Source organism: Candidatus Thiodiazotropha sp. AKIB8, assembly GCF_058244675.1.
Genome location: NZ_JBSYOO010000049.1, coordinates 87,343 through 109,100, shown reverse-complemented (window position 1 = coordinate 109,100; position 21,758 = coordinate 87,343). Strand labels below are relative to the sequence as shown.

At 44.2% G+C, this 21,758-nt stretch carries 18 protein-coding genes and 1 riboswitch; of the genes, 3 read left to right on the top strand and 15 right to left on the bottom strand.

Annotation, left to right across the window (positions count from 1 at the left end; all coding sequences use genetic code 11):
- Positions 1-366 precede the first annotated feature (366 nt).
- The 3 genes from AC4IFB_RS17275 to dctP all read right to left on the bottom strand — a co-directional run bounded on the left by AC4IFB_RS17275 (position 367) and on the right by dctP (position 3,491).
- Positions 367-1,773 (bottom strand): TRAP transporter large permease, encoded by a 1,407-nt coding sequence (locus AC4IFB_RS17275; RefSeq protein WP_490777829.1) that lies wholly within the window; start codon positions 1,771-1,773, stop codon positions 367-369.
- Positions 1,770-2,402: a TRAP transporter small permease subunit gene (locus AC4IFB_RS17270; protein ID WP_490777830.1), complete on the bottom strand. Its 633-nt coding sequence runs from the start codon at positions 2,400-2,402 to the stop codon at positions 1,770-1,772. The genes AC4IFB_RS17275 and AC4IFB_RS17270 overlap by 4 nt, the downstream gene beginning before the upstream one ends.
- Before the next feature lie 84 nt (positions 2,403-2,486).
- On the bottom strand, positions 2,487-3,491 hold the full coding sequence (gene dctP / locus AC4IFB_RS17265; RefSeq protein ID WP_490780826.1) for a TRAP transporter substrate-binding protein DctP: 1,005 nt from the start codon (positions 3,489-3,491) through the stop codon (positions 2,487-2,489).
- Between the two features lie 362 nt (positions 3,492-3,853).
- On the opposite strand from dctP, the gene AC4IFB_RS17260 reads away from it, so the two are divergent.
- Both AC4IFB_RS17260 and AC4IFB_RS17255 read left to right on the top strand, forming a co-directional pair.
- Positions 3,854-4,219, top strand: a complete 366-nt coding sequence (locus AC4IFB_RS17260; protein ID WP_490780825.1) for a tautomerase family protein — start codon at positions 3,854-3,856, stop codon at positions 4,217-4,219.
- Positions 4,220-4,525: 306 nt separating this feature from the next.
- Positions 4,526-4,614, top strand: a riboswitch (cyclic di-GMP riboswitch).
- Positions 4,615-4,721: 107 nt separating this feature from the next.
- Positions 4,722-5,108 (top strand): hypothetical protein, encoded by a 387-nt coding sequence (locus AC4IFB_RS17255; RefSeq protein WP_490777833.1) that lies wholly within the window; start codon positions 4,722-4,724, stop codon positions 5,106-5,108.
- Positions 5,109-5,180: 72 nt separating this feature from the next.
- Here the strand turns inward: AC4IFB_RS17255 and AC4IFB_RS17250 are convergent, their stop codons facing one another.
- The 8 genes from AC4IFB_RS17250 to AC4IFB_RS17215 form a co-directional block, all read right to left on the bottom strand.
- Positions 5,181-6,335, bottom strand: a complete 1,155-nt coding sequence (locus AC4IFB_RS17250; protein ID WP_490780824.1) for a c-type cytochrome — start codon at positions 6,333-6,335, stop codon at positions 5,181-5,183.
- A gap of 73 nt (positions 6,336-6,408) precedes the next feature.
- Positions 6,409-8,202 carry a cytochrome c3 family protein gene (locus AC4IFB_RS17245; RefSeq protein WP_490780823.1) on the bottom strand — a complete coding sequence of 598 codons (1,794 nt, stop codon included), beginning with the start codon at positions 8,200-8,202 and terminating at the stop codon, positions 6,409-6,411.
- A 1-nt stretch (position 8,203) separates the two neighbouring features.
- Positions 8,204-9,211 carry a 6-bladed beta-propeller gene (locus tag AC4IFB_RS17240; RefSeq protein WP_490780822.1) on the bottom strand — a complete coding sequence of 336 codons (1,008 nt, stop codon included), beginning with the start codon at positions 9,209-9,211 and terminating at the stop codon, positions 8,204-8,206.
- Positions 9,208-10,995, bottom strand: a complete 1,788-nt coding sequence (locus tag AC4IFB_RS17235) for a hypothetical protein (protein WP_490780821.1) — start codon at positions 10,993-10,995, stop codon at positions 9,208-9,210. The genes AC4IFB_RS17240 and AC4IFB_RS17235 overlap by 4 nt, the downstream gene beginning before the upstream one ends.
- A gap of 232 nt (positions 10,996-11,227) precedes the next feature.
- A complete protein-coding gene (locus tag AC4IFB_RS17230; protein ID WP_490780820.1) occupies positions 11,228-11,725 on the bottom strand; it encodes a c(7)-type cytochrome triheme domain-containing protein in 498 nt (165 codons plus the stop codon).
- A 221-nt stretch (positions 11,726-11,946) separates the two neighbouring features.
- On the bottom strand, positions 11,947-12,591 hold the full coding sequence (locus AC4IFB_RS17225) for a c(7)-type cytochrome triheme domain-containing protein (protein WP_490780819.1): 645 nt from the start codon (positions 12,589-12,591) through the stop codon (positions 11,947-11,949).
- A 62-nt stretch (positions 12,592-12,653) separates the two neighbouring features.
- The gene (locus tag AC4IFB_RS17220) at positions 12,654-13,280 is read right to left on the bottom strand and encodes a cytochrome c3 family protein (RefSeq protein ID WP_490780818.1); all 627 of its coding nucleotides are present in this window, start codon (positions 13,278-13,280) and stop codon (positions 12,654-12,656) included.
- A gap of 504 nt (positions 13,281-13,784) precedes the next feature.
- Positions 13,785-14,879 carry a 6-bladed beta-propeller gene (locus tag AC4IFB_RS17215; protein WP_490780817.1) on the bottom strand — a complete coding sequence of 365 codons (1,095 nt, stop codon included), beginning with the start codon at positions 14,877-14,879 and terminating at the stop codon, positions 13,785-13,787.
- 322 nt (positions 14,880-15,201) lie between these two features.
- Here AC4IFB_RS17215 and AC4IFB_RS17210 point away from each other — a divergent pair, with 322 nt between their 5' ends.
- Positions 15,202-15,924, top strand: coding sequence for a hypothetical protein (locus tag AC4IFB_RS17210; protein ID WP_490780816.1), 723 nt, complete (start codon positions 15,202-15,204; stop codon positions 15,922-15,924).
- A gap of 55 nt (positions 15,925-15,979) precedes the next feature.
- Here AC4IFB_RS17210 and AC4IFB_RS17205 read toward each other — a convergent pair whose 3' ends face one another.
- From AC4IFB_RS17205 to AC4IFB_RS17190, 4 genes are all read right to left on the bottom strand, one after another.
- Positions 15,980-17,704: an OmpA family protein gene (locus AC4IFB_RS17205; protein ID WP_490780815.1), complete on the bottom strand. Its 1,725-nt coding sequence runs from the start codon at positions 17,702-17,704 to the stop codon at positions 15,980-15,982.
- Positions 17,705-18,080: 376 nt separating this feature from the next.
- On the bottom strand, positions 18,081-18,659 hold the full coding sequence (locus tag AC4IFB_RS17200) for a hypothetical protein (protein WP_490780814.1): 579 nt from the start codon (positions 18,657-18,659) through the stop codon (positions 18,081-18,083).
- 202 nt (positions 18,660-18,861) lie between these two features.
- On the bottom strand, positions 18,862-19,521 hold the full coding sequence (locus AC4IFB_RS17195) for an imm11 family protein (RefSeq protein WP_490780813.1): 660 nt from the start codon (positions 19,519-19,521) through the stop codon (positions 18,862-18,864).
- Between the two features lie 7 nt (positions 19,522-19,528).
- The gene (locus tag AC4IFB_RS17190) at positions 19,529-21,727 is read right to left on the bottom strand and encodes an AHH domain-containing protein (RefSeq protein WP_490780812.1); all 2,199 of its coding nucleotides are present in this window, start codon (positions 21,725-21,727) and stop codon (positions 19,529-19,531) included.
- Positions 21,728-21,758: the final 31 nt, after the last annotated feature.

Here is a 21,758-nt window from a genome sequence, read left to right as displayed (position 1 = left end):
CCCTCTCTTCCTTCTCGCAAGAGGGTGTTGCAAATGCAAGCTGGGAAAATTGGAAAATAGATTTTGGCGCATGAGAAAGCGAGGAGCTGCACGTTTCAGCACTTATGGTGGGGCATGGCCCCACCCTACGGTTACTCTAAAAGCCCTCTCCCCCTCCTAGCAGAGGGTGTTGTAAATGAAAGCTGGGAAAATTCGAAATTAGATTTTGGTACACGAGAAAGGAAGGGTCTGTGCGTTTCAGCACTTAATGGTGGGGCATGGCCCCACCCTACGGCTACTCTGAAAGCCCCTCTCCCTTTACGGGAGAGGGGTTGGGGAGAGGGTGCGCGCGAAGCGCCTTCCCGAGACCCTTATAAGGACGTGAGGTTAAGTGTAGCCAATTTGTCCTGGTAACCAGAGCACGATATTTGGTAAGGCGATCAAGGTTCCGATAGTGATTACGTCGGCAATGAAGAATGGGATGCAACCTCGAAACACATCCTGAACCGTGCACTCCGGGCGTACTCCTGCCACCACAAAGCAGTTCAATCCGATAGGAGGGGTGATCAGACATAGTTCTGCCATTTTTACGACGATAATGCCAAACCATATGGAACAGCCGACACCGGAGACACCGAATGCGGATTCAGCTGCAGTGACGGCCTCTCCCCCATTCAAGGCAATCACTGCGGGGTAGACCACCGGCAGCGTTAACAGCAGCATACCGATGGCATCCATGAACATGCCGAGTAGTGCATAGGCACAAAGGATGAGTAGCAGGGTTAGCATCGGGCTTTGATCCAGACTGGTGATCCAGTCTGAGAATGCGCTGGGGAGGTCGGCAAAGCCGAGAAATCTTACATAGAGCAATACACCCCAGATGATGGTGAAAATCATCACCGTCAATTTGGCGGTTTCCATTAACGAATTTTTTATCTCTGTCCAGCGTGCACCTCGATAGATTGCTATGCAGAGTATGATGAATGCTCCAAGTGCACCGGCTTCAGTGGGGGTGCCCACACCACCATAGATACACACCACAATTATGCTGATCACAAAGAAGATGGGTAGTGCACCGGGGAGGGATTGAAATCGCTGCTTCCATGAAAAACCGGTGATGGGTGGGCCAAAATTCTTGCGCGTCTTGGCGAGTAGAATCACCAATCCGCCATAAATGAGCGCGGAGACGGCACCGGGAAGAAATCCGGCCATCAGCAGCGCCCCTACATCCTGCTCAACGATGATCGCGTAAATCACAAGAATCGCCGAAGGTGGGATCAAGGAGGCCAGTGTGCCACCGGCAGCCACTACCCCTGCAGCGAAACGTTTGTCATAGCCAAGTTTCAACATCTCGGGTACTGCAATGCGTGCGAATACTGCCGAGGTGGCGACAGAGGCGCCGGAGACGGCGGCAAACCCAGCGGTGGAAAATACCGTGGCTACCCCCATCCCGCCTGGTAGCCAGCCGAGCCAGCGTTTTGCTGCTTCAAATAGTGCTCTTGTCAGACCGGCGTGATAAGCGAGGAAGCCAATTAAAATGAAGGTGGGAATCAATGAGAGTGCCAGAGTAGAGACTTTTGAGTGAGGAATGGTGCCAGCCATTTTGACAGCGACACCGAAGCCTTTTTCAAATCCCATCTTCGCAGAGAAGATCCACAACAGGCCGAGAAAGCCAGCCAGAGCAGCGGCGAAGGCAACTCTTACGCCGATTATGACGAACAGCAGCATTGCGCCTGTAACCCATAATCCGATACTGATTGAATCCATGTTCGCCATGGTTTCAAACAAGCTCATGAGCGATTCCCACTCTCTTTAATATCGCCCATCAGAGCCTCTGCCTCTTTGGCAGCAACTGTGGCGGCATTTTCAATCAACGGCACTGCCACAGGATGATCGCCGTCATCTTTTATAGCTCGTGCATATCCCCAAATTTGTAAAATCAATCTTAAGGCCAAAACTGTCAATGCCAGAGGTACGACCAGTTTTGCCGGCCAGGTGGGTAAATTGATGTCCAGCGATGAGTCGCCGATATCATATGCACGCCAGAAATGGAGATAGGAGCCGTAAATGAGCACAAGAGTGACCATCAGCATCAGGCATACAGATAGTACCTCGGCAAACCAAAGAATCCGCCCATGAAGGCGGCTGATCAGTATGTCCATTCTGATATGGCCACCAAGACGTTTGGTATAGGCGATACCGAGAAAAGCGATGAAAGCCATGGCCTGCTCAACCCAGTCGACATAGCCGTCGATCGGCAGAGAGAAAAGCCAGCGTCCAAGCACGTTAGTGGTGGCGAGGAAAACCAGCAGTAATATTGCTATGCCACCAATTAAATTAAGCAGCGACTCGAGTTTAAAGAAGAGGCGATCCGCGAGGCTTAATCGCGAATCGTCATTCAGTATTGTTGCAGAATTGGACATGAGTGCCTTTGCTGTTATAGCTGCAATTATTGTCAGTCAGCTATTTTCTGGTCAGTCGATTGGAGGTCGCCGTCTCCCTTTGGTCTATTTCGCAAACAGGGCAGCGGTAAAATCGAACAGTTTCTGGGAATCGAATTGCGCCGCATTGTTCTTGATCCACTCTGCTCTCACCGACTCGGAGAGCTTATTCAATTCGGCAGTCTGCTCTGCAGTGAAGGTCACTTTTGTGAGACCCTCATCTGTCACAGCCGCCTGATACTTACCCGTGGTGTTTTCATTGTAGTTCTTGACGTAATAGGCCAGAGCTTCATCGACTGAACCAAGCAGTGCATCCCGATGTACCGGTTTCAGGCTGTTAAGGGCATCAGTATTGACTACAACAGGGCAATTGGCTGATCCCAGGTTCAGGTTGGTGGTATACCATTTGCCTACCTTGTAGGATTTTGTTGCCAGATGGGCATGGGGGGCGAAGGAGGCAGCATCGATTACACCTGAATCCATGGACTGACGAACTTCGGAGAATGGAACGCCTGTTTTGACTGCTCCCAGTTTGCCCAGAACACCCATGATGCCCCCAGGGCCACGTACCCGAAGGCCCTTGAAGTCAGCCAGTTCCTGAATGGCATCGCTCTTACTGACGATGTTGTATTGAGGTAGCGGAGTGGGCATCAGCAGGGTGGCATTCCAGCGTGCCAAATCCTTTTTAACAATGGGGTGTTTAAAGACTTCTGTGTAGATTTCGGTTACCCGGGCTAATGAGATGTTGCGGGAAAAGGGCAGTTCAGTAACTGTAATCGTGGGGTTCTTGGCAGTATGGTAGAAGGAGCAGAATTGAGCCATTTCAAAAGCGCCAAATGAGATACCATCCAGATTTTCACGGGACTTGGAGAGACCGCCATAGGAGATATTCAGTTTAAACTCACCCTTGGTCTTGGCTTCAACCAGTTCAGCTAATTTTTCAACATTCTCAGTAAATGCACGGCGTTTGCCCCAGAGGGAAACATTCCATTCGGTGGCTGCTTGTAGTTCACCAATTGCAAAAGCGCCTATGATTATGGCAGCCAAAATGGCACGACCTGTTATTTTCATTGTGATACTCCTCGATATCGCGAGATGATGCCCGGAAAGGGGTGAGCAACTATGTGGGTTGAGATTACCCCCCTTGATACTTATCGTCTGCTTAGTATATGCAAGGTTAGCTGCTGGATTAAAAGAAGTCCAAAATTGATCAGAGGGTTATAGATGAGGCCAATCATAACCACCGTTTTGGCTTTGATGGGCATTTTGTATATTCAGCACATGAATTTGAAGTTGGTAATGTTTTAGGCGTGACATCTCTGCTTGAATGTGCAAATTATCATCATGTTAACTGGGGTTATCAGATGAAAAAAAGAGTTGAGAGATAAGTCTGCTATTCTTTAGTCTGGCCTATTAACTAAAGGGGTTCTCCTATGCCGTTAGTCAATATTTCTATACTTAAGGGTAAGTCAGCAGAATATATTAAAGCGGTCACTGATGGCATAAACTCTGCGGTCATTGAAACCATGGACTTTCCTGAAGATGATCGCTACCAGATTGTTCATGAGGTTGAGCCCCATTGTCTGCAATATCAGGAACGCGATGGTGATAGGGTGATGATGTATCTCATAATGCGTGCAGGACGATCAAACAAGGCAAAACAGGCTTTTTATAAAAAATGTGTTGAAAATCTTGCCAACGACCCTGGAATAGATCCGGGGAACGTATTGATTACAATCGCAGAAAACCATGACATTGATTGGTCTTTTCGCGATGGCATCGCGCAATTTGTAGTATGACGCACCACACTAGTGTTTGCAGACCCTAAGTGTCTGGCTTGTCGATTACAATGCTTATCTTGATTCTGCCCAGTGGTCAGATGGCTGCTGATATACCGTGTTAAGTTAAAAAATAATTGTCTAAGCTATGCTGCGCAACATGTTGTAATTTAAGTAAAAGTATTGTGCTTGCGCGCTGTGCCAGGTCGGTAAATAGCTGCTCATTGATATGATTTCTGACTGGTTAAAGTCCTATAGCAAACGTTAAAGTTTTGAGGTTTCAGGTCGTTATAGGCTACAGAAGCAATTATGATCTGCTTCTAAGCGTGTTCGAAAAGGCAAACCTGCTGAAAGGTAGGGACGCAAAATCACAGTCTAAGGGCGGTTTGACTGCCTATGACCGATGGATTACCGAAACCGTGATATGAGCCAGTTGAAAAGAACTGGTGGCGTATTCAGACCAATAACCATGTGTTGTGCGTCTTGTCGTTTCGAACTCCTATAGCATGATAGGGGTTGAAAGATGTACACAAGGTTCAAAGCACAATCACTTTTCCTTAGTTTGGCACTGTTGCTCTCTACTATGTCGTTCAATGGTATGGCAAGTGATCAGTATCATAACCCAATATTCAACGATGCTGACCAGCAGCGGTGGGTATGCGATTATGCCAGTGGCCACAACGATGTTCTCTATATTCGCTGCGAAAACCTGACTAGTATCTATAATGACCCCCTGATCATGGAAGGGGATTATCAGGATAGTTCAACAAAGCTGATCCCTATCTGGCGTAAACCAAGTAGTCGTGTGGGTGCTGAGAGGCTGGTTAAAGCAGTGATCTGTGATCAGAAGTCTCAATGCAGTGTTGAGATGAAATCCCTGTTTGATGCAAGACGAATTGTATATCGCTGAATGCTAATGAGATAGTTGGTAGATTTCACTGACCTCGTGATCTAGTGGTGCGCCAGGGGCGCACCCTACATCTTATTGATTTAGCTTATAGATTCCAAACTCCTCATACTCGTCGTTACCCATCGGTTTTAAAACTAGAAAGTACCCTTCCTTTAGTTTTTTAAATGATATCTCTTTGATAATTGATTGGTGGGTAAAAATAATAAGATTGCCCTTTCCTCTATAGTTGCCGATACGGCTTTCAAGCTGGGAAGTATAAGAAACTGATTGCTCATCAGGAAGTTTCTCACGCGATGCCAGATAATCAAATGATTCAGCACGCCCGAATGCAGAGAGTGCACTCTCTTTTGCCAGGCAGTGGGGACTGGTTAGCACACTATCAATTGCAATATCCCTGGAGCGAAATAGTCTACCGATTTTTAATGCTTCGGATTTGCCCTTTTCGGAAAGGTTAACTTTGCTTGAGCATGTGCCATCGCTCAATAAAGATTGAGATGGACTATTATTATCTGTGACTGGGTAACTCATAACCACCACTAGACCTCCATTCTCCAGATGAGCCCATACCTGGTAAAGCAGCCTGATATAACTGACAACACCATCGACCTCCTTTTCTGTAAGAATATCTCTCCATGCGGGCATATAATCCCCTTTCCCTTCAAGAATCTGATCAGCAAGGGATCGATTGCTGATAGTGTCAGTTTTTTGAGGGTTAGTAAGATCAATGGGTTTTACACCGATGAGTTTTGTTAAAGCGCCATTACCTCCACCATCAATTCCATGACAGATTGAGCAATAACGCTGATATACCTCATAGCCCAGTTCAGGATCTCCAGGCAGGTTGTGTTTTGTTGTACTGAGAAAACGAAGATAGGCGATTAGTGAGGTGATCTGGATCGGCTTGAGAATATCTTTCCATTTTGGCATATCCTCACTTATTTTACCGTGCCCTGAACGTAGGGATTTGGGTGATTTCCTGTCACCTGTAATTATCTTTTGAAGTTGATAGTCACTTTTAGTTGGTACATAACTGATGAGATCCTCTGCTTCAATGTCGATTCTAACTGCTAGAGGACCATCGCCTTTTCCATCCATACCATGGCATATCATGCAGTGAGATATATAGAGCTTTCTGCCTTCAAAAGCAGGGGATGGGTTGGCATTTGCTATAGAAGTAACAGCTATGAGAAGTGTGAGAAGCGCCAATATCTGAGCGACAAGTTTCATAGTTTAACCCCAAGTAAAATGACGTGAGTAATCGGCCACGAAATTTCTCAAAAGTAGTGTGAGCATAGGATGCTTAATAATCATAACCAGTATGTGCTACCCCATGACAATTGAGCCAGCAGACACCATTGTGTACGCCATTGTCTAACCAGGTTGGTTCGTTATAAACACCAGCACCAGTAATCTCCCTGACCTGACCCGCTACATTGGATGATGTTAGAAAGTTAATTAAGTGAGGGCTAGATGCAGAACCGTGTGGGTCATGACAGTTGATACAGCCAAAATTTTCGTCAAGAACGTGTTTGGTATGAGGAAAGGTTTGGTCGGTATAGAGATTGCCGGAATCGTGGCATTTAAAACAGAGTTCGTTTGAGAGTGATGTAGCATTGACCGGATCCCAATCATAACTTTGCGCCAATATACCTTCATAGGTAGATCCGTGTGGTCCGGCTGGGTCCACTCCGCCTGCAGCTGGAGATGCATTACTGCTGTGGCAATCACTGCAATAGATCTGCCCACTGGTGGTAGTCAGGGGAATATCATTGCGCAGGCTGGGCACCTCGCTATTGTTTGTGGGGTTGTTTAGCTCTATTGGGTGATAGGAGACCAGAGAGGGATTACCTGAATTAACTTTATCTCGAATACTATATATGCCATCTGCACGTACCATATTGTAGCTGTTTGCAGTGGAGCAGCGCTGGGTATCGCAAGCGCTTTTACCTGGTACACCGTGGCACTTGAAGCAGACTTCATATTCGTAGTCCGCTTCTGGTTTTAAGCTGCCATTGATGTCAATACCTGTTACACCTGCCATGCTGCCGTTGATTAGCGGTGCAGTTGAGTGATTACCACCGAGTGGATTGGTCGGGTTGAAAGAGATCAAGGGTGGTGAATTAAAACTTGCATGGGGGTTGTGGCAATCTTCACACTCTACGTGAAGAGACATAGTCAGAGGGTTCTCTATACGTAAGGAGTCATGATCAATGCTCGGCGTCTGTTCTACCGGGTGGTGATAGAACTTTTGCTGTTCACTCATTATGTCTGTTTGAGCGACTGTTCCGTTGTGGCATAGGTAGCAGGTATTCTCTTCACTGTTTTTTAGTAGTCGTTCTGGTGTTGTTGCATTATGAGGTGCATGACAATTCATACAGGCGTTCTCCTGTACAGTCAGGCCTCTCCACTCTGGTTTACGTTCAGACCAGGGATTTGCTCCCTGAGCTGTGGCGTTTGAGGTTGCATGGGAACTGCTGACCCACTCCCAGCCAGTACCGGAGTGTAGATGGCATGTGGTACACAATTCACCGTTTAACGTGGATTTGTGGAGAAATGGTGGATGGATGTTTTCATGTGCATCATGACAAGTGGAGCAGTGCAGTTCATTATTACTGAGTGGCAGGTCAACGTTATTGGGGTGGGCCAAGTCAGGGTCTGTTGATAGAAGACCTGGAGTATAAAAAATAGATACCGGGTGATCATCTGAGAGGTTTGTGCCGACCAATGATCGGCCAGTGATGAATGTATTACCGAGGTCATTGGTGACGCCAGGATTAATCATATTACCCAAGGCAATAGTGCCATCATGGCATGAGAGGCACAACACAGAGGATGAACTCATAACGCCCGCTTCTGCGTCTTTGGTACTACTCTGATAGTCTATGTATACTCCACCCGATGATCTGTTCCATAGAGGTGAGTCTGGGGCTGATGCGTGAGGCGTATGACAAAATATACAGATACGATCCTCTGTTTGACTCTTTACCAAGCCAGGTCCTGATGTCGATAGGTTATGTAGTGTATCAGCCACACCACCTTGAGTGGTATTGGAAGCTATCATCAGCAATATAAAGAGAAGATAGATCTTATGCATGTCACTCATCCACCTTCAGGTATTGAAAAACCTGGATGCGTTGATTATAAGAGTCGGCAACAAAGATTTTGTCATCCCAGACTGTTATCCCGGAAGGCATGTAAAACTCACCGGGTTTGTCACCTGATTTGCCGAACTCAAGTAAAAAATTACCATTTTGATCAAATATCTGAATACGATTGGCCAGGGCATCTGCCACGTAGATATGACCGTCAGAGTCTACAGTGACGCCTTTTGATTGGGTGAAAAAACCTGAAGCATCCCCTTGCTTACCGAAACTGTGTATATGTCGGCCACTGTCATCAAAGGACTGAATGCGAAAATTCATGGTGTCATTGACAATCAGTCTATTATTGGAAAATGCCAAATGTGTAGGATAGTTAAACATACTATCCTGGTCTCCACGCTTACCAATCTTGTATAGAAAATTACCATCATAATCATAGACATGTATCGTATGCGCTAGAGTGTCTGAAATATATAGATGTCTTAATGTCGAGTTAATGGTTAGGCTCGTTGGACGGGAAAAGTTATTTATAACCTTTACAATTTCGTTTTTGCTATTCAAAACAAATACTTTATTCAATTTAGAATCTGCTACGAATAGTCGATTAGTATCAATTGCAACCCCGATTGGAGATTCAAAGGGGTATTCTCCGGCCGAATTGAAGCTTATATATGACTGAGAATCTAAATCATAAATATGTATAGTCGTTGCATCTGGATCAGCAATGGCTACTCTGTTTTTGTGAACGGCTACAGCGTAGGGGCGGGACAAACTCTGTTCTTCACTACCTGTGAAAAACTCGACTACTTTTCGAATGAACGATTTTTCGATACCCAGGTCATTTGGGTTATGAAAAGTGGTAATGAACTCTACTCTTGATATCTCAGGAGCCGCCGGCCATACCAGACGGGGAGTTTGATCAGTCTTGACCAGTGGTGTCGGGCCTGTTGAAGAACAGGCATATAAGAGCAGTAAAAGTGTTGCGATAAGAAATCTGTTCACAGGATTCTCCGCCTCAGTGTAAACATCAATCTGTCATCGATAGTTTCGGTTTTTCCATTATTCTGTGTGCTGGTAATTTCACGTCTGTTATGATGATAGTTGAAATCCAGTTCAAGTTTACGATATCGCCATTGAGCCCAAAGGCCTGCGGTGATGAATTGGTCCTCTCTGAATCCGCCTGTTATTGCGCTTCCTCTATCCTCTCTTTTCCACGCACTTATTGTTGGACGGATATTGAAGTTACGACTCACTTGCCAATTAGCAGTGAGATCAATACGGTAGAGATCCGTGTCCAGTGATTCCTGTTCGATGAATGATTGGGTGGCATTGAGATTCCAAATTACGCCCTTTTTTCTGTTGTTCCATGACGATGTCCAATTAAAAAATTGGCTCAATGTATATGCTGTTGATTCGAATCCGCCTGACAGAGTATAACGGCGTTCTGCACCTAGTACCGTATCTATACCTAAAGGTTTGAATCGAAACTCCAGGTCAGTGAAAGTGTTACGTGTATTCTGCAGAAAACTTTCACTAGCACCCGAAATAAGTTTGTCATCTGACTGACTGTCGGAATGGGACAATCTTATCCAGTCGTAGTCTATTGAGAAGTGGTAATTGGTAAAAGTAGTAGAGAACTCCTGAGAAGGAAGTTGCTGTGCCTGGTAGCTTACAAGTATTGTATCGCCAGAATTAATTCGTCCTCCAGGAATAGTTTGCAACTGTGTAAGATCACCAGATAGTTGAATCGTTGTGTAATCAGTATTCTCGTTATATACAACCACTCCATTGCTATCGGTTACTATAATTGTGCTGGCTATGATAAAGCGCTGATCAAGAATCACTGCGCCTGTCAGCGGTACTGCTTTACTCTCATCGAAGATATCAATAGTGCTCAGTTTGGAAATACGATCAGTTTCCTGATAGGAGGCGCGCAGACCAGCTCTAACATTTGCGCCTAAAAGTTTATTTTTCGTGTACTGTGTCTCCATACCGAGACGCCATCGATCTTCGTCCAAATTATCAGATTCACGACTATTGATATTGATATGGGCAATCGTATCTATATTTTTATAAAGCCTGTGGTGCAGTTCAAAGTCACCACCATGTTCTATACTATCAATACTCTGTGTGATCGACTGATAGTGATAGGATGTGCGACTATAAAGGTTGTTCAGGTGCTGAATTCTGGCTGTCTCATCGATACTCAATCGCTTGTTTTCATTAAATCCTGTTCGATCATAATAGGTTGCAATGGAGTGCAGTTGGCTGTTTTTACCCCAAAATAGATTATGCGAAACATTTCCTCTGTCGAGTTCATAGTCCTGGTCGCGGGTTGCGATTCTATCATCAAGTTCACTACGCTCCAGATGGATATTTAGTTTGCTGCTACGTCCTTTTAAAATCCAGCTCTTCAATAACTCATCACGTTCTGTAATAGAGCTGTTTAAACTTGATTGAAACTCTTCATCAAAGGTTCTCTCTTGATAGGTAAGGCTTGAAGGGAAAGCAGGATTTTTCCAATGTAAGGTGCCACTTTTAGTATCGATTACAGTATCAAAGCGGCTACCCAGAGAACCGGTGTTGAGATTAGAGCTTTTTTGAGCTGACATATCTAAACCAAATGGGCCAGGAGTGCCACTTAAAAGACTCGTCTGCAACAGATAATTCAGAAATTCACCGTCGTTTTCCTGTCGTGACTGATCTGATTCGAACTCGGACCAGGTATATACAGGTTCGATGTCAAAAAGGAACCAGGCAATTTTTTGGTCCAGCAGGTAGCCCATCTGCCCAATCCTCAGCCCGGCTTCCCACTCTGTTTCACGAGAATTACTGCCATTGCGCCTCTTAGTACCATCAAATTTTACAATAGCATCTAACTCTGTTGGATAAAGCCCAAGATTATCACCAAGCTCTGCTGAAATGTTAGTGCTCCATATGCAGATGAGAGTAATCAGTAAACACCAACATATAGGAGATATCATGTTCTTTTGCATGATCTCCCGCGGAAGCATACTACTACTTCTCTTTTATCAAATGACAGCGATTACAATTCGCAAAATCGTCGTCAAAGGCCTCTGTACCATTATGACAAGTGGCGCAGACTTTGCCTTCTTTCATCAGATCTTTGTTGATCAGTGTGGTGCCTGTCTTCATTTCAAATAAAGTATTGTGGCAGGCATCACAACGGTAGTTGATACGATGTATCCAATGAGGGAAAATTGAAGGTGGAAATGATTTCAGTTTTTCTGGATCACCACCTTCACGGGTGTACTGAATATCTCCCGGAGCAGCACTAAGCGCTGAGCAGCACGCAAAAAGAATTATCAATGACGATAGTAGAATACAACTGTACTTACTAATCAGACCATAAGTGTTACGACACTCAGGGCTACAAGAATGGTTCAGATCAAGGCGCGGGTCGCTGGCAGGAGTGGCACAGGGGTGTGCCGTTAACGGACCTAAGGATGGAATGGCCCCTCCCTTGTCAAGAGCTGCAACACTGAGCTGAGTCATTCTTGTAGCCCCTAACCTAATGAATTTTAGCGACAGTCCGTCGTGTGTTGGCTCACGGACTGCGTTATCAAAACTTGTTGTAGGAGTGCTACTTTGGCGTTTTGATGCCTTGCCATGAGTCAACACACGACGGCTGAGTGTCGTAATACTTATGGTCTGATTAGTACACATAAGCTCACCAATTATTTACCCATAAAACGAAATTAATATATTGTTATAAGTCAGTCGTCGTCTTCTTCTTCCTCGTCATCATCGTTTATGTGGCAGCGATCACATGCTTTGAGAGAGAAAGATACTTTCTTCTTGCCGTGACATGCCCCACAAGATGCCCCTCGCTTCATCTCTTTCATGGTTGCAGGGTTTCTTTTGTAGGGATATAGCGTTGGGTTATGACAATTCTTACAACCAAGCCAAACAGTGTGTGCAGAGTGGGGAAAGAATGCGTCGTCCTCACGCTCTTCGGCTTTAATTATAAAATCCCATTGGAAGGCAGTGGCCCACAATGTTTTTGGGTCCTTACCTGGACGAGGTCGAATCAAACCATTCTCTAAAGCATCTGACCAGTCAATATTCTTCTCATCATCTTTAGGTAATATTTTCTTTACCTTGTCCCACTCTTTGATTGACTCAATGTCAGGTCTGGGTGCATTGTCTTCTGGCAGTAAAAAGAGTGTGCCACTCATATTTCCAGAATGGCTCTGTTTTAGTTCAATTGTTTGCGATTCAATCAAAGCAGCCTGTCTTTTTAATTCTTCTTCAGCCAGATCTTTGGCTGTAGGAGGCTGTATATCGAAGAAAAGCTTCTTGGTCTCAGTACTGCAAGCAGCAATCAATAGAATACAGGATGTAACCAGGGTTATAAGCATAACCCTGGCTATCCTGCTCAGCTTGTCTGCTAGGCAGATCATGCGACTATTTCGCAGTAATACTACTTAATGTGACATGCCAGGCATAACGCACTACCGGCATTGCTTAAGCGTAGAAAAGGCTGATTGGTATTGTCATGAACAGAGTGGCAAGTACCGCATTCGACCTGATCACCGCCTGTACCAAACAGTTGCAAGCCGTTGACCTGGGAATTTACCGCGGCAACGAAATCAGTATCCTGTGTGGAGTTGTAGGTGAGGGAGATCGGATGATCATTACTCAGGTCAGTACCAAGACTGTCACCCAAAGTGAATACACCTTGCGCAGCGGTTACACCGCTCGGAAAGTTAATTAATTGATCTGCTGCAACAGATCCATCATGACAGCTAAGACACGCAAGCGAGACACCTGATGGTGAGCCTGCAATTGTCATATCAAGAGATGGACTGCTGTACATAGTGTAGGTTGCTGTGGTGTCCTCATGATTCCACAAAGGTGTTGTGTTGTTAGTTGTACTGGCGTTATGTGGAGTATGACAGTAAGCACATATTTGAGTGTTACCTGCATTGGTCAATAGAGTTGTCTGACTCGTCAGGTCGTGAGATGTACCGGCAATATCTGCAAATGATGATGTGACGAATAGGGTGAAGAAGGCCAGTAGTAATGCCTTGGTTGCTGTGTTCCTCATTCCAATCCTCCCGAAAGGTAATGGATGATGCACCAGCTCCTTTTTAGTGCTGAATATTTAGTTCTAATTTTTACTGCTTAGGGTGCTTCTACTGCTTTTTCGCCTGGGCTGCTTTGTAGATCAGCAGTTCTGAGGCTTTCTTAAGGTTTGCTTAAGAAATGGGATAAAATTCCCACATTAATAACAATCCTATGTCAGTATTCAAAGAACGTCAATGTTTTTGGGGAACTAAATGACATGTTGCCAACGATCAGCAGGTAATTGATTTGCAAAGTAGGAGGGAAATAAATATTAAGTAAATTACTTGGTATTTATTGATCTAAATGTCTCAACGATGAATCTACTAGTTAAAGATAAATAGAAATAAATCTTCACTATTGCAACTAATGGAAGTTAAGTATGTTCTGTAATCTAATTAACGCTGACAACAATAGGCTGAACTCCAGCATATGGTATATCAACTAATGGTTCGGATGAATATTACCGAAATAGTGGTCCTACCCACTAGGGTTCTTGACCATTTTTCAGATACTCAAACATTTCGATTCGCTGGTTCAACTGGTCAGCAATAAAGATGTGATTGTTTTGGTCTACATGAGCGCCGGCAGGTAGATAAAACCCTCCTGGCCCAGTGCCGGACTGGCCCAGAGTCAACATCAGTTTGCCATCCGGATTAAAAATCTGCACATTATTGAAAGCAGCATCCACGGTATAGATGTGGCCATCACTATCGATTCCAATACCTTTGAGTCGACTAAATTGGCCTCGTCTGTCTCCGAGTTTCCCAAAACTTCTTAGGTATGTACCTGCTTGGTCAAATATCTGAACACGAAAGTTCATCGTGTCAGAGATGTAGATTACTCCATTTTTATCCATGGCAATATTGGTAGGAAAGTTAAATTTACCAGAGTCGCCACCGCGTTCGCCAATGGTGAAATCAATTCCACCATCCTTATTAAAAACAGTTACTTGGTGCTTCTTTGAGTCGACGACATAAAGTTGCTGAGTTTCATCGTTGAAGGCAAGGCCGACAGGTGAAGTTAAGATATCCTTGCCGCCATATGCATTTATAAAACTTCCATTTTTATCATAAATGACCACGCGATGATCTATAACATCGCTCACGTAAACATTGCCTTGAGCATCAGATGTAATACCTGTTGGCTTTTTTAATGCGCCAGGACCAGTAGTACCCCAATAGGTTAAATTTTGTTTTTTGCGGTCAAATACCACAAGTCCTGCTATACCTGTATCGGCTACATATACTCGCCCTTGCGAGTCACTGTGAACACCATAGGGTTTGATTAATTCCAGGGGCTTCTCCTCTTTTTTTCCAAGGAACCAGTCACGCAAACTCTGTTTACTCTCAGCAGTTAGTGATTCAGAAGATTTAAGTGAGCCAATGTAGCGAATTCTCGGTTTTGCTGGTGGTGCAGGCCAAACGAAATTCTCTGCTTGAGCTTGTTCGCTGGAAGAGGGAACGCGAGAGGCGCAGCCAGAAACTAATGTAATCAATGCTAATATTATAATTATCGGTGTCAGACAAAATTCTGGCTGATATCTAAGATTGGGAAAACCAGTTTTTGGTTTAAGGCTCACTTTTATCCTCCCGGTGGTTCAAATGTCAGCTATTGTTTTGTAATAGAGGTGCTGATCGAGTACGCTTAAGTGTATGGTAGCTTAACTCCTGCGTCTCAGGAACCCAGCATGGTATCGAATCAATGTCAGAGGATTCGGTGACAATAGATAATAATAGAATAGCTACAGAACTATCAGTGTGCCTATATCTCGTTGCTTTGGTATTTGCACTCAACCAGAATAAAAACATAGCAAATATTAGTCTACCGTTGAGATCTTTTGGCCAAGACCTATCAAGAGGTTTCCGGGATAAGCCTTGCTCAATCTTATTGAAGGGATAATTATGTATAACTTCAGATCATTCGTGACAGCAGTTCTTCTGTTTACTAGCCTGGCGACATCAGCTGATGAGGTTGGTACAGGAACGGGTACGGTTAAAAATGTCATCGATGTAGGCAGTTATACCTATGTGCAGCTCCAACAAGAGAATATTTGGATTGCAACCACTCATCTGGCAATAGTCGCCGGGGATGAGATTGAGTTTTCAGGTGGCATGGAGATGAAGGACTTTTACAGTAAAACCCTGGATAGAACTTTTGAGTCCATCATTTTTGTACAGAAGGCGAACCGGGTAGGTGACATGGATATGGATAGCCTTCACAGCTCAGTGGCTGGAAAAGGAGAGACAGAAGGGGCTATGGTGGCTCCTCAGTCAGCTTCAGTCAAAGCCCCAGAGCCTGGTGATATTGATCCACTCTCAGGCGGTATGACGATAGCTGGGATTCAGGAGAATGCAACCAGACTAAAGGACACAATCGTGGAATTGCGAGCAAAGGTTGTTAAGGTTAATCCGAATATCATGGGCAAGAACTGGATTACATTGCAGGACGGTACGGGTACCAAGCCAAATGATAAGCTGATTGCTACCTCAGATGAAATGGTCTCACCAGGAGAGCTGGTAACTGCTAGCGGTGTGGTTCGGAATAATATTGATATAGGCTCTGGCTATAAGTATAAAGTTTTACTCGAGCAAGCCAAGTTCACACAAAGTACTGAAGCACCTTAACTTGTTGGCTAGGGTCTAGATCAGGAGGCGCGAAATACGCCCCCTGCGAGACTATTTACTTACTGCGGATAAGTTCGACACGTCGGTTCTGTGCTTTGCCTTCAGATGTCTCATTTGAGGCAATTGGCTGCTCTTCACCATACCCCATGGCGCTCATATTGTCGGCAACAACGCCTTTGTCTGTAAGATAGGCCATTACCGTCTCAGCTCGGCGTTGTGATAGATCCTTGTTGTATACCTCATCAGCGTCGCTGTCGGTATGACCGGCAATCTCAACCACAACAGTTGGGTTTGCAATCAGGGTGTTGGCTACCCGATCAAGAATTTCAATAGAGCTATCGGTCAACTCATCGGAATCGGTCTTGAAGTTGACACCACGCAAGACGATGGATGCTGACTCTTCACAACCTAAACCATCAACGACGACACCGGCTGCAGAATCAGGACAAATGTCTGCAACATCCAGCACGCCATCTGCATCACTATCGGTTTTGACTGGGGATTCGTCAGCGATCGGTGCTGGTTCAGCATTGGCTGCAGTAGCAACCTGAGTGACGGTATCAGTGGTGAGCGGTGCTGGCCATGCGTAAGGGCCATGACCATAACCGTTATAGCCACGTCCATCTCCGTAACCATGGCCACGCCCTGAGCCTTTCATGCTGATACTGAAATCCATGTCCATGTCGCCAAACATGTCTCCCATGGCGTCGAAAGGTCCCCAATTTGAACCTCCCCAACCGTTGTTATGGTATGGACGGCCATAGTATGGGGCGGGTGCACCCCAGACTGGTGAGCCATGTACGGGTATGCCGGCCTGAGATGAAGCAGGAGCCGCATAGGGCGCAGTGTCTGGTTGCCAAAAGTCGGGTTGTGTACGGGGGGCCGTTGCCATTTTGGCGCGCCTCTCTTTGACCCACTCAGGTAGTTGGTGGCGTTCAAAGGCAGGCATCTGCTGCATGGATTGATGTTGCGCTCTACGCTTAACTACCCATTCGGGTGTCTCAAAAGCAGGCATCTGCTGCATGGATTGATGTTGCGCTTGACGCTTAACTACCCACTCGGGAGTCTCAAAAGCAGGCATCTGCTGCATGGATTGATGTTGCGCTCGACGTTTAACTACCCACTCGGGAGTCTCAAAAGCAGGCATCTGCTGCATGGATTGATGTTGTGCTCGACGTTTAACTACCCACTCAGGTGTCTCAAAAGCAGGCATCTGCTGCATGGATTGATGTTGTGCTCGACGCTCAACTAGCCACTCGGGTGTCTCAAAAGCAGGCATCTGCGGCATGGATTGTTGTTGTGCTTGACGCTTAACTACCCACTCGGGTGTCTCAAAAGCAGGCATTTGCGGCATGGATTGATGTTGTGCTCGACGCTGAACTACCCACTCGGGTGTCTCAAAAGCAGGCATTTGCGGCATGGATTGTTGTTGTGCTTGACGCTTAACTACCCAGTCGGGTGTCTTAAAAGCAGGTATCTGGGGTGTAGTCGGCATTTGAGAGCGACGATCAGCGATCCAATCTGGAACTTGAGGAGCCTGATATGGCTTCATGTTGGGCATTTGACGAAACATCCTGGGGTCTCGTTCTGAGGCAAACTTTTCACGCAACGCATCCATCTCGGTTCGACGCAACTTGATCCACTCGGGGGTTTGAAAGCGGTTGGAAGTTGAAGTCGGCTGGTATTCTGATTCAGAGGTAGTTTCGGCAAGGAGGGTTGCTGGGGCGGCTGAGACCGCAATGCTGAACATAATTGTAACGAGCGGGCTTTTGGTAAACATGACGTTCACTCCTGTCAGTGGACTGGCCACTGAACAGCTCGTGGACCGGGTCTATTTCTTTGGTATTTTAAAATTTTCTTATATTCTACATTATTTCTAAAGGAAAAATCACCTGGTTTTAAAATGCTACAAATGTTGACATCTAAACTATGAAATATTGAAGGCGTTTGGTGGGGAAGATCAGATTTACTTAAAGACAGTGAAAAAAAGTCTGAGTAGTTACTTTTTATATCTCATTGTACTCCTCAGACCAGCCCTATATGAGTTGCACTAACAAATTGAATTCACTAGATTAGGAACGAGATGCCTGTCTGCCGGCTTGATGAGCTTTTGGATAAGTCGTGATGCACTTTAAAGTTGAATCTTCCAAAGATAGCTATTTTAGATAACTGATATTACTCCAGCTTCTACGAATTTGTTCTTTGAGGTGAGGGAGTTTATCCCTAAGTGTGTATATCTGCATCATGATAGGCCCGTTTCCCGATTTATGACCAACAAAGACCTTTACATCAATCGCAACACCATTTGCAGTTCCCCGGTAATTCAGTTCATAGCCTTTAAGTTCGCCATAGCTAGATAATGTTGGCTCCATTTTCGATATATCTTGATCAGAAACTTGATAGTTCTTAGCGCCAGTTTTAATTGCAGTTGTTGCTACTTCATATAGCTCATTAGGATTTAATGCCATGCCAGGAAATGATACGATTGACATTGCAGCAGGAGGGTATACCTTGGGTGGCGATTGGGCTGTAAAAATTGGCTTTTTTCCACGATATTTTATGTCTGTTATCCAGAGTGGATCAAATTCCGTCCATACTTCGAGACCTAGCTCATGAAGTAGGTTTTTTTTCATTGGGCGTTTTGATTGTTCCGCAACAGCAACACCAATAAAAAACAAAAGAGAAACTAAAGTAAAAAAGAATCTTGATTTGGTGACTCCTATATAACGATTCATAATTGCTATCTCTGGATCATTCCTGCACCTAATCCTAAAAGAAATATAAAGATCAAAAGAACTAATCCATACCACTTGAGACTATTAGAAAATGTTTCGCGCCATTTAAAGCTACTGAAGAAGAATATAATTAGCCAAGTTATGAAGTAACTGATAACAAGGCGACCGAGAAGATTTCCGATTAAATAGGTATTCATATTTTCTACTTATCCTTCTTTGAGCAATCAATTTCTAATTGACGTATTAATTTAGCTGAATCAAATTCATGAACTGGTAATGGAAGAAAAAGAATGCCACGGATATCAGAATCATTGATCAAATCATATATACTATCATTTACAATAATTCTATTTTCAAAGTATTTGATTCGGAAAAGTGATGAATCTTTTTTTATTATAGAGTTATTGATTTCGAGAAGTTTAAGGCTTGTTGGTCTTTTTCCTGATTTACGTTCAACCAATGTATATTGTGATTTATCATAATCAAAGCAATCTAAAATAGGGCGAAAATGCGCTAAATAGAATGTCCCATAATTATTGTTGGAATCATCCAGCGTTGTTATTGGTACGTATTGACAATTAACTCCTATAGCCAGCAGCATATTTTTTAATTTTTCTGAGATTATTTTGGCAGTACCTATTTCGTAGTAATCTGCCATAGGTAGTGACTGGCACTTAGGATCACAATATATAGAAAAGAATTGTTTGATATATTCAACAGCTGAATCTGTTAGAGGTTGATCCTTTACAAGTAATTGTGATATGGCTCTATAGTTGTCGACATCATAATCAGTTCGGTGAACAGAAAAGGCATTACAGAAATCCCCACAACTGACTGGATTTACATGAAGCTGGTAGTACATAGATCAGTTAGCCTCTGTTAGGATCTGCCGCCTGACAATATATACGACAGTTTGTTAAATCATCTGTGATTTCAGATTGGATTGAATAAACCCTATCGAATAATTCCTGTTCAGTCATTTCACCACTGGCCCATTCAGCGTCTAGATCATCAAGTTTTGCTTTGACATAGCTATAATACTCATCAGTGTGGCCACCAGTGTGAACAGGTAGGTACGGTGGTCCGTTCGCTAACATATCATCGATTGCTGCTTGTGTCCGTGGTAATGCTATACCATTTAGAGGGTTATCAATGTCATATCCTAAATTTTTTGCGGCATATTGAAGAGCATCAGATTGCTGGGCAACTGAACCTGATATTGCGTGATGAGCTGAGTAGCCATCAGGAATATTAATACCCATATCATTCATTTGATTTCTTAATCTTGTAGATGAATGATTTAAATTTCCAGAAATGCACCTAATTGTTGCATTATGTGCCCAGATTAAACTATTTCCAACGAAATAACTTTCAGTATTAGCTACGCTAAAATTATGTACTTTTAGAGTGCTATTAATCCTTGTGTTGCTGAGCACCCTTGCATCACTAGTGCCAGTAGCAATTACACTCCCTCGTTCAATATCTTTAGTTTCTACCCAACCAACTCCCTGTACCCATAGTGGGTGGGTATCAGTTATTTTTATTGTTTCTTGGTCAGTTACAAGTAGATGATAATGATCAACGAACCTACTAAAGGTATTTGTCACGGATTGGTCAGTATCAAGGTATGAGTATTCATCCCGTGAAGCAACTAGATTACCCTTTAATACACTTTCGATTGGTTTAAGACCAAGTGATGTCTGTATTTGAGTGCCAGATGAAAAGCTGGCGCATGGCATATCTTCTTTAACACGTCTTAAAGCTTGTGCTAGATCACCAAACCTACTAAGTTTTGTAGCTAGCTTCATCATAAATGCAGGACTTACATAGTTGCCAATGATCCTACCTCTATCGTAAGCGCCACAATTTACAAGTTTGCTCCAGTCCTCGCCAAGGGCTTCACCAATCATTTGAGCAGTGCCTACTGGATCATTGTAGAAAGCCTTACCAAGCTCAATCAAACCAGCAGCTGTGTCGATAGGATGTAGTACAATGTTTACGAGATCTCCAATTTGGTCTTTTATTCCAGCCCAGAAACCTTTGACGAACTCATAACCTTCTACCAATCCATCTTTTACACCATCCCATAGGTCACCCCAAAAGCCTTGATCTTCATCACTAGCTCCCTGATTATCATCTTCAGGGCTATTGGATTCACATTCGACAGAATCCATTGGATTGTCGCTATTTGTATTCTGATCGTCGTTGAAGTTATTACCAGCATCTCCTGAATTTGTGTCTCCAGTATTGTCCGTTCCAGAACTGTTCTCATTATTACTATCTGAATTGTCAGATCCTGTATCATTGCTGTCAGTAGATGAACCTTCACCAGTATTACCTGTTGCAGGAGTGCCACCACCTGGTTCTTCGGTTGAATGAATATTGTTGTTATCTCTCCACGCATCGGATTGCATACGTACAGTTGCAACAGAGGTAATAGGAATGCGGCGTGAATTATAAAATTGACTATTATCTGGATCGAATTGACGCATAATCGCAGGAATTACGCGGTCCATCAGTGGCACCTTTAGCTCATATCCAAAAGTGGTTTTTATCTTCAATAGGTTAGCGTCTTGAACATTAACACCGCTATTTGAATTTACTGATTGGTCACGCCAACGTAAGTGGCTATTTGGTATACCAAAATGCGTTTGGTTTGTACGTGGGTCTACGATATCTCTACCATAATCGTCAAACGCTTCTACGGTAGGGTTTATAATCTCAATTTTTGTGAATCTAGGATCTTGAACCTCAAGACTTGAGCGGGTAATTGCTGCAATAGCTTTTCTAGGGGTGCCATCACCACCATAGAGAGGGGCAAGTCTGAGGCCAAGTTCTGATTTGATAGCACTACTTTGTGCATGTCCTACAGCCCCTGCGCGAGCAGCTTCAAATGTAGCATAGTTGATGGTTGTTTTTGCATCATAGATAAGTGCGGTTTGCAATCCGCCTAAACCTAATAGGAGTAGGGCAGGTAAAGAAACCAGTAATTCTGTCATGGCTGCGCCATGTTGCCGGATCCTTTTGACACGACTAAACCGCTTCGTTAAGCTCCATACATTAATCATTGAATTCTCCTATATTTCCTTGTCGTGCCTT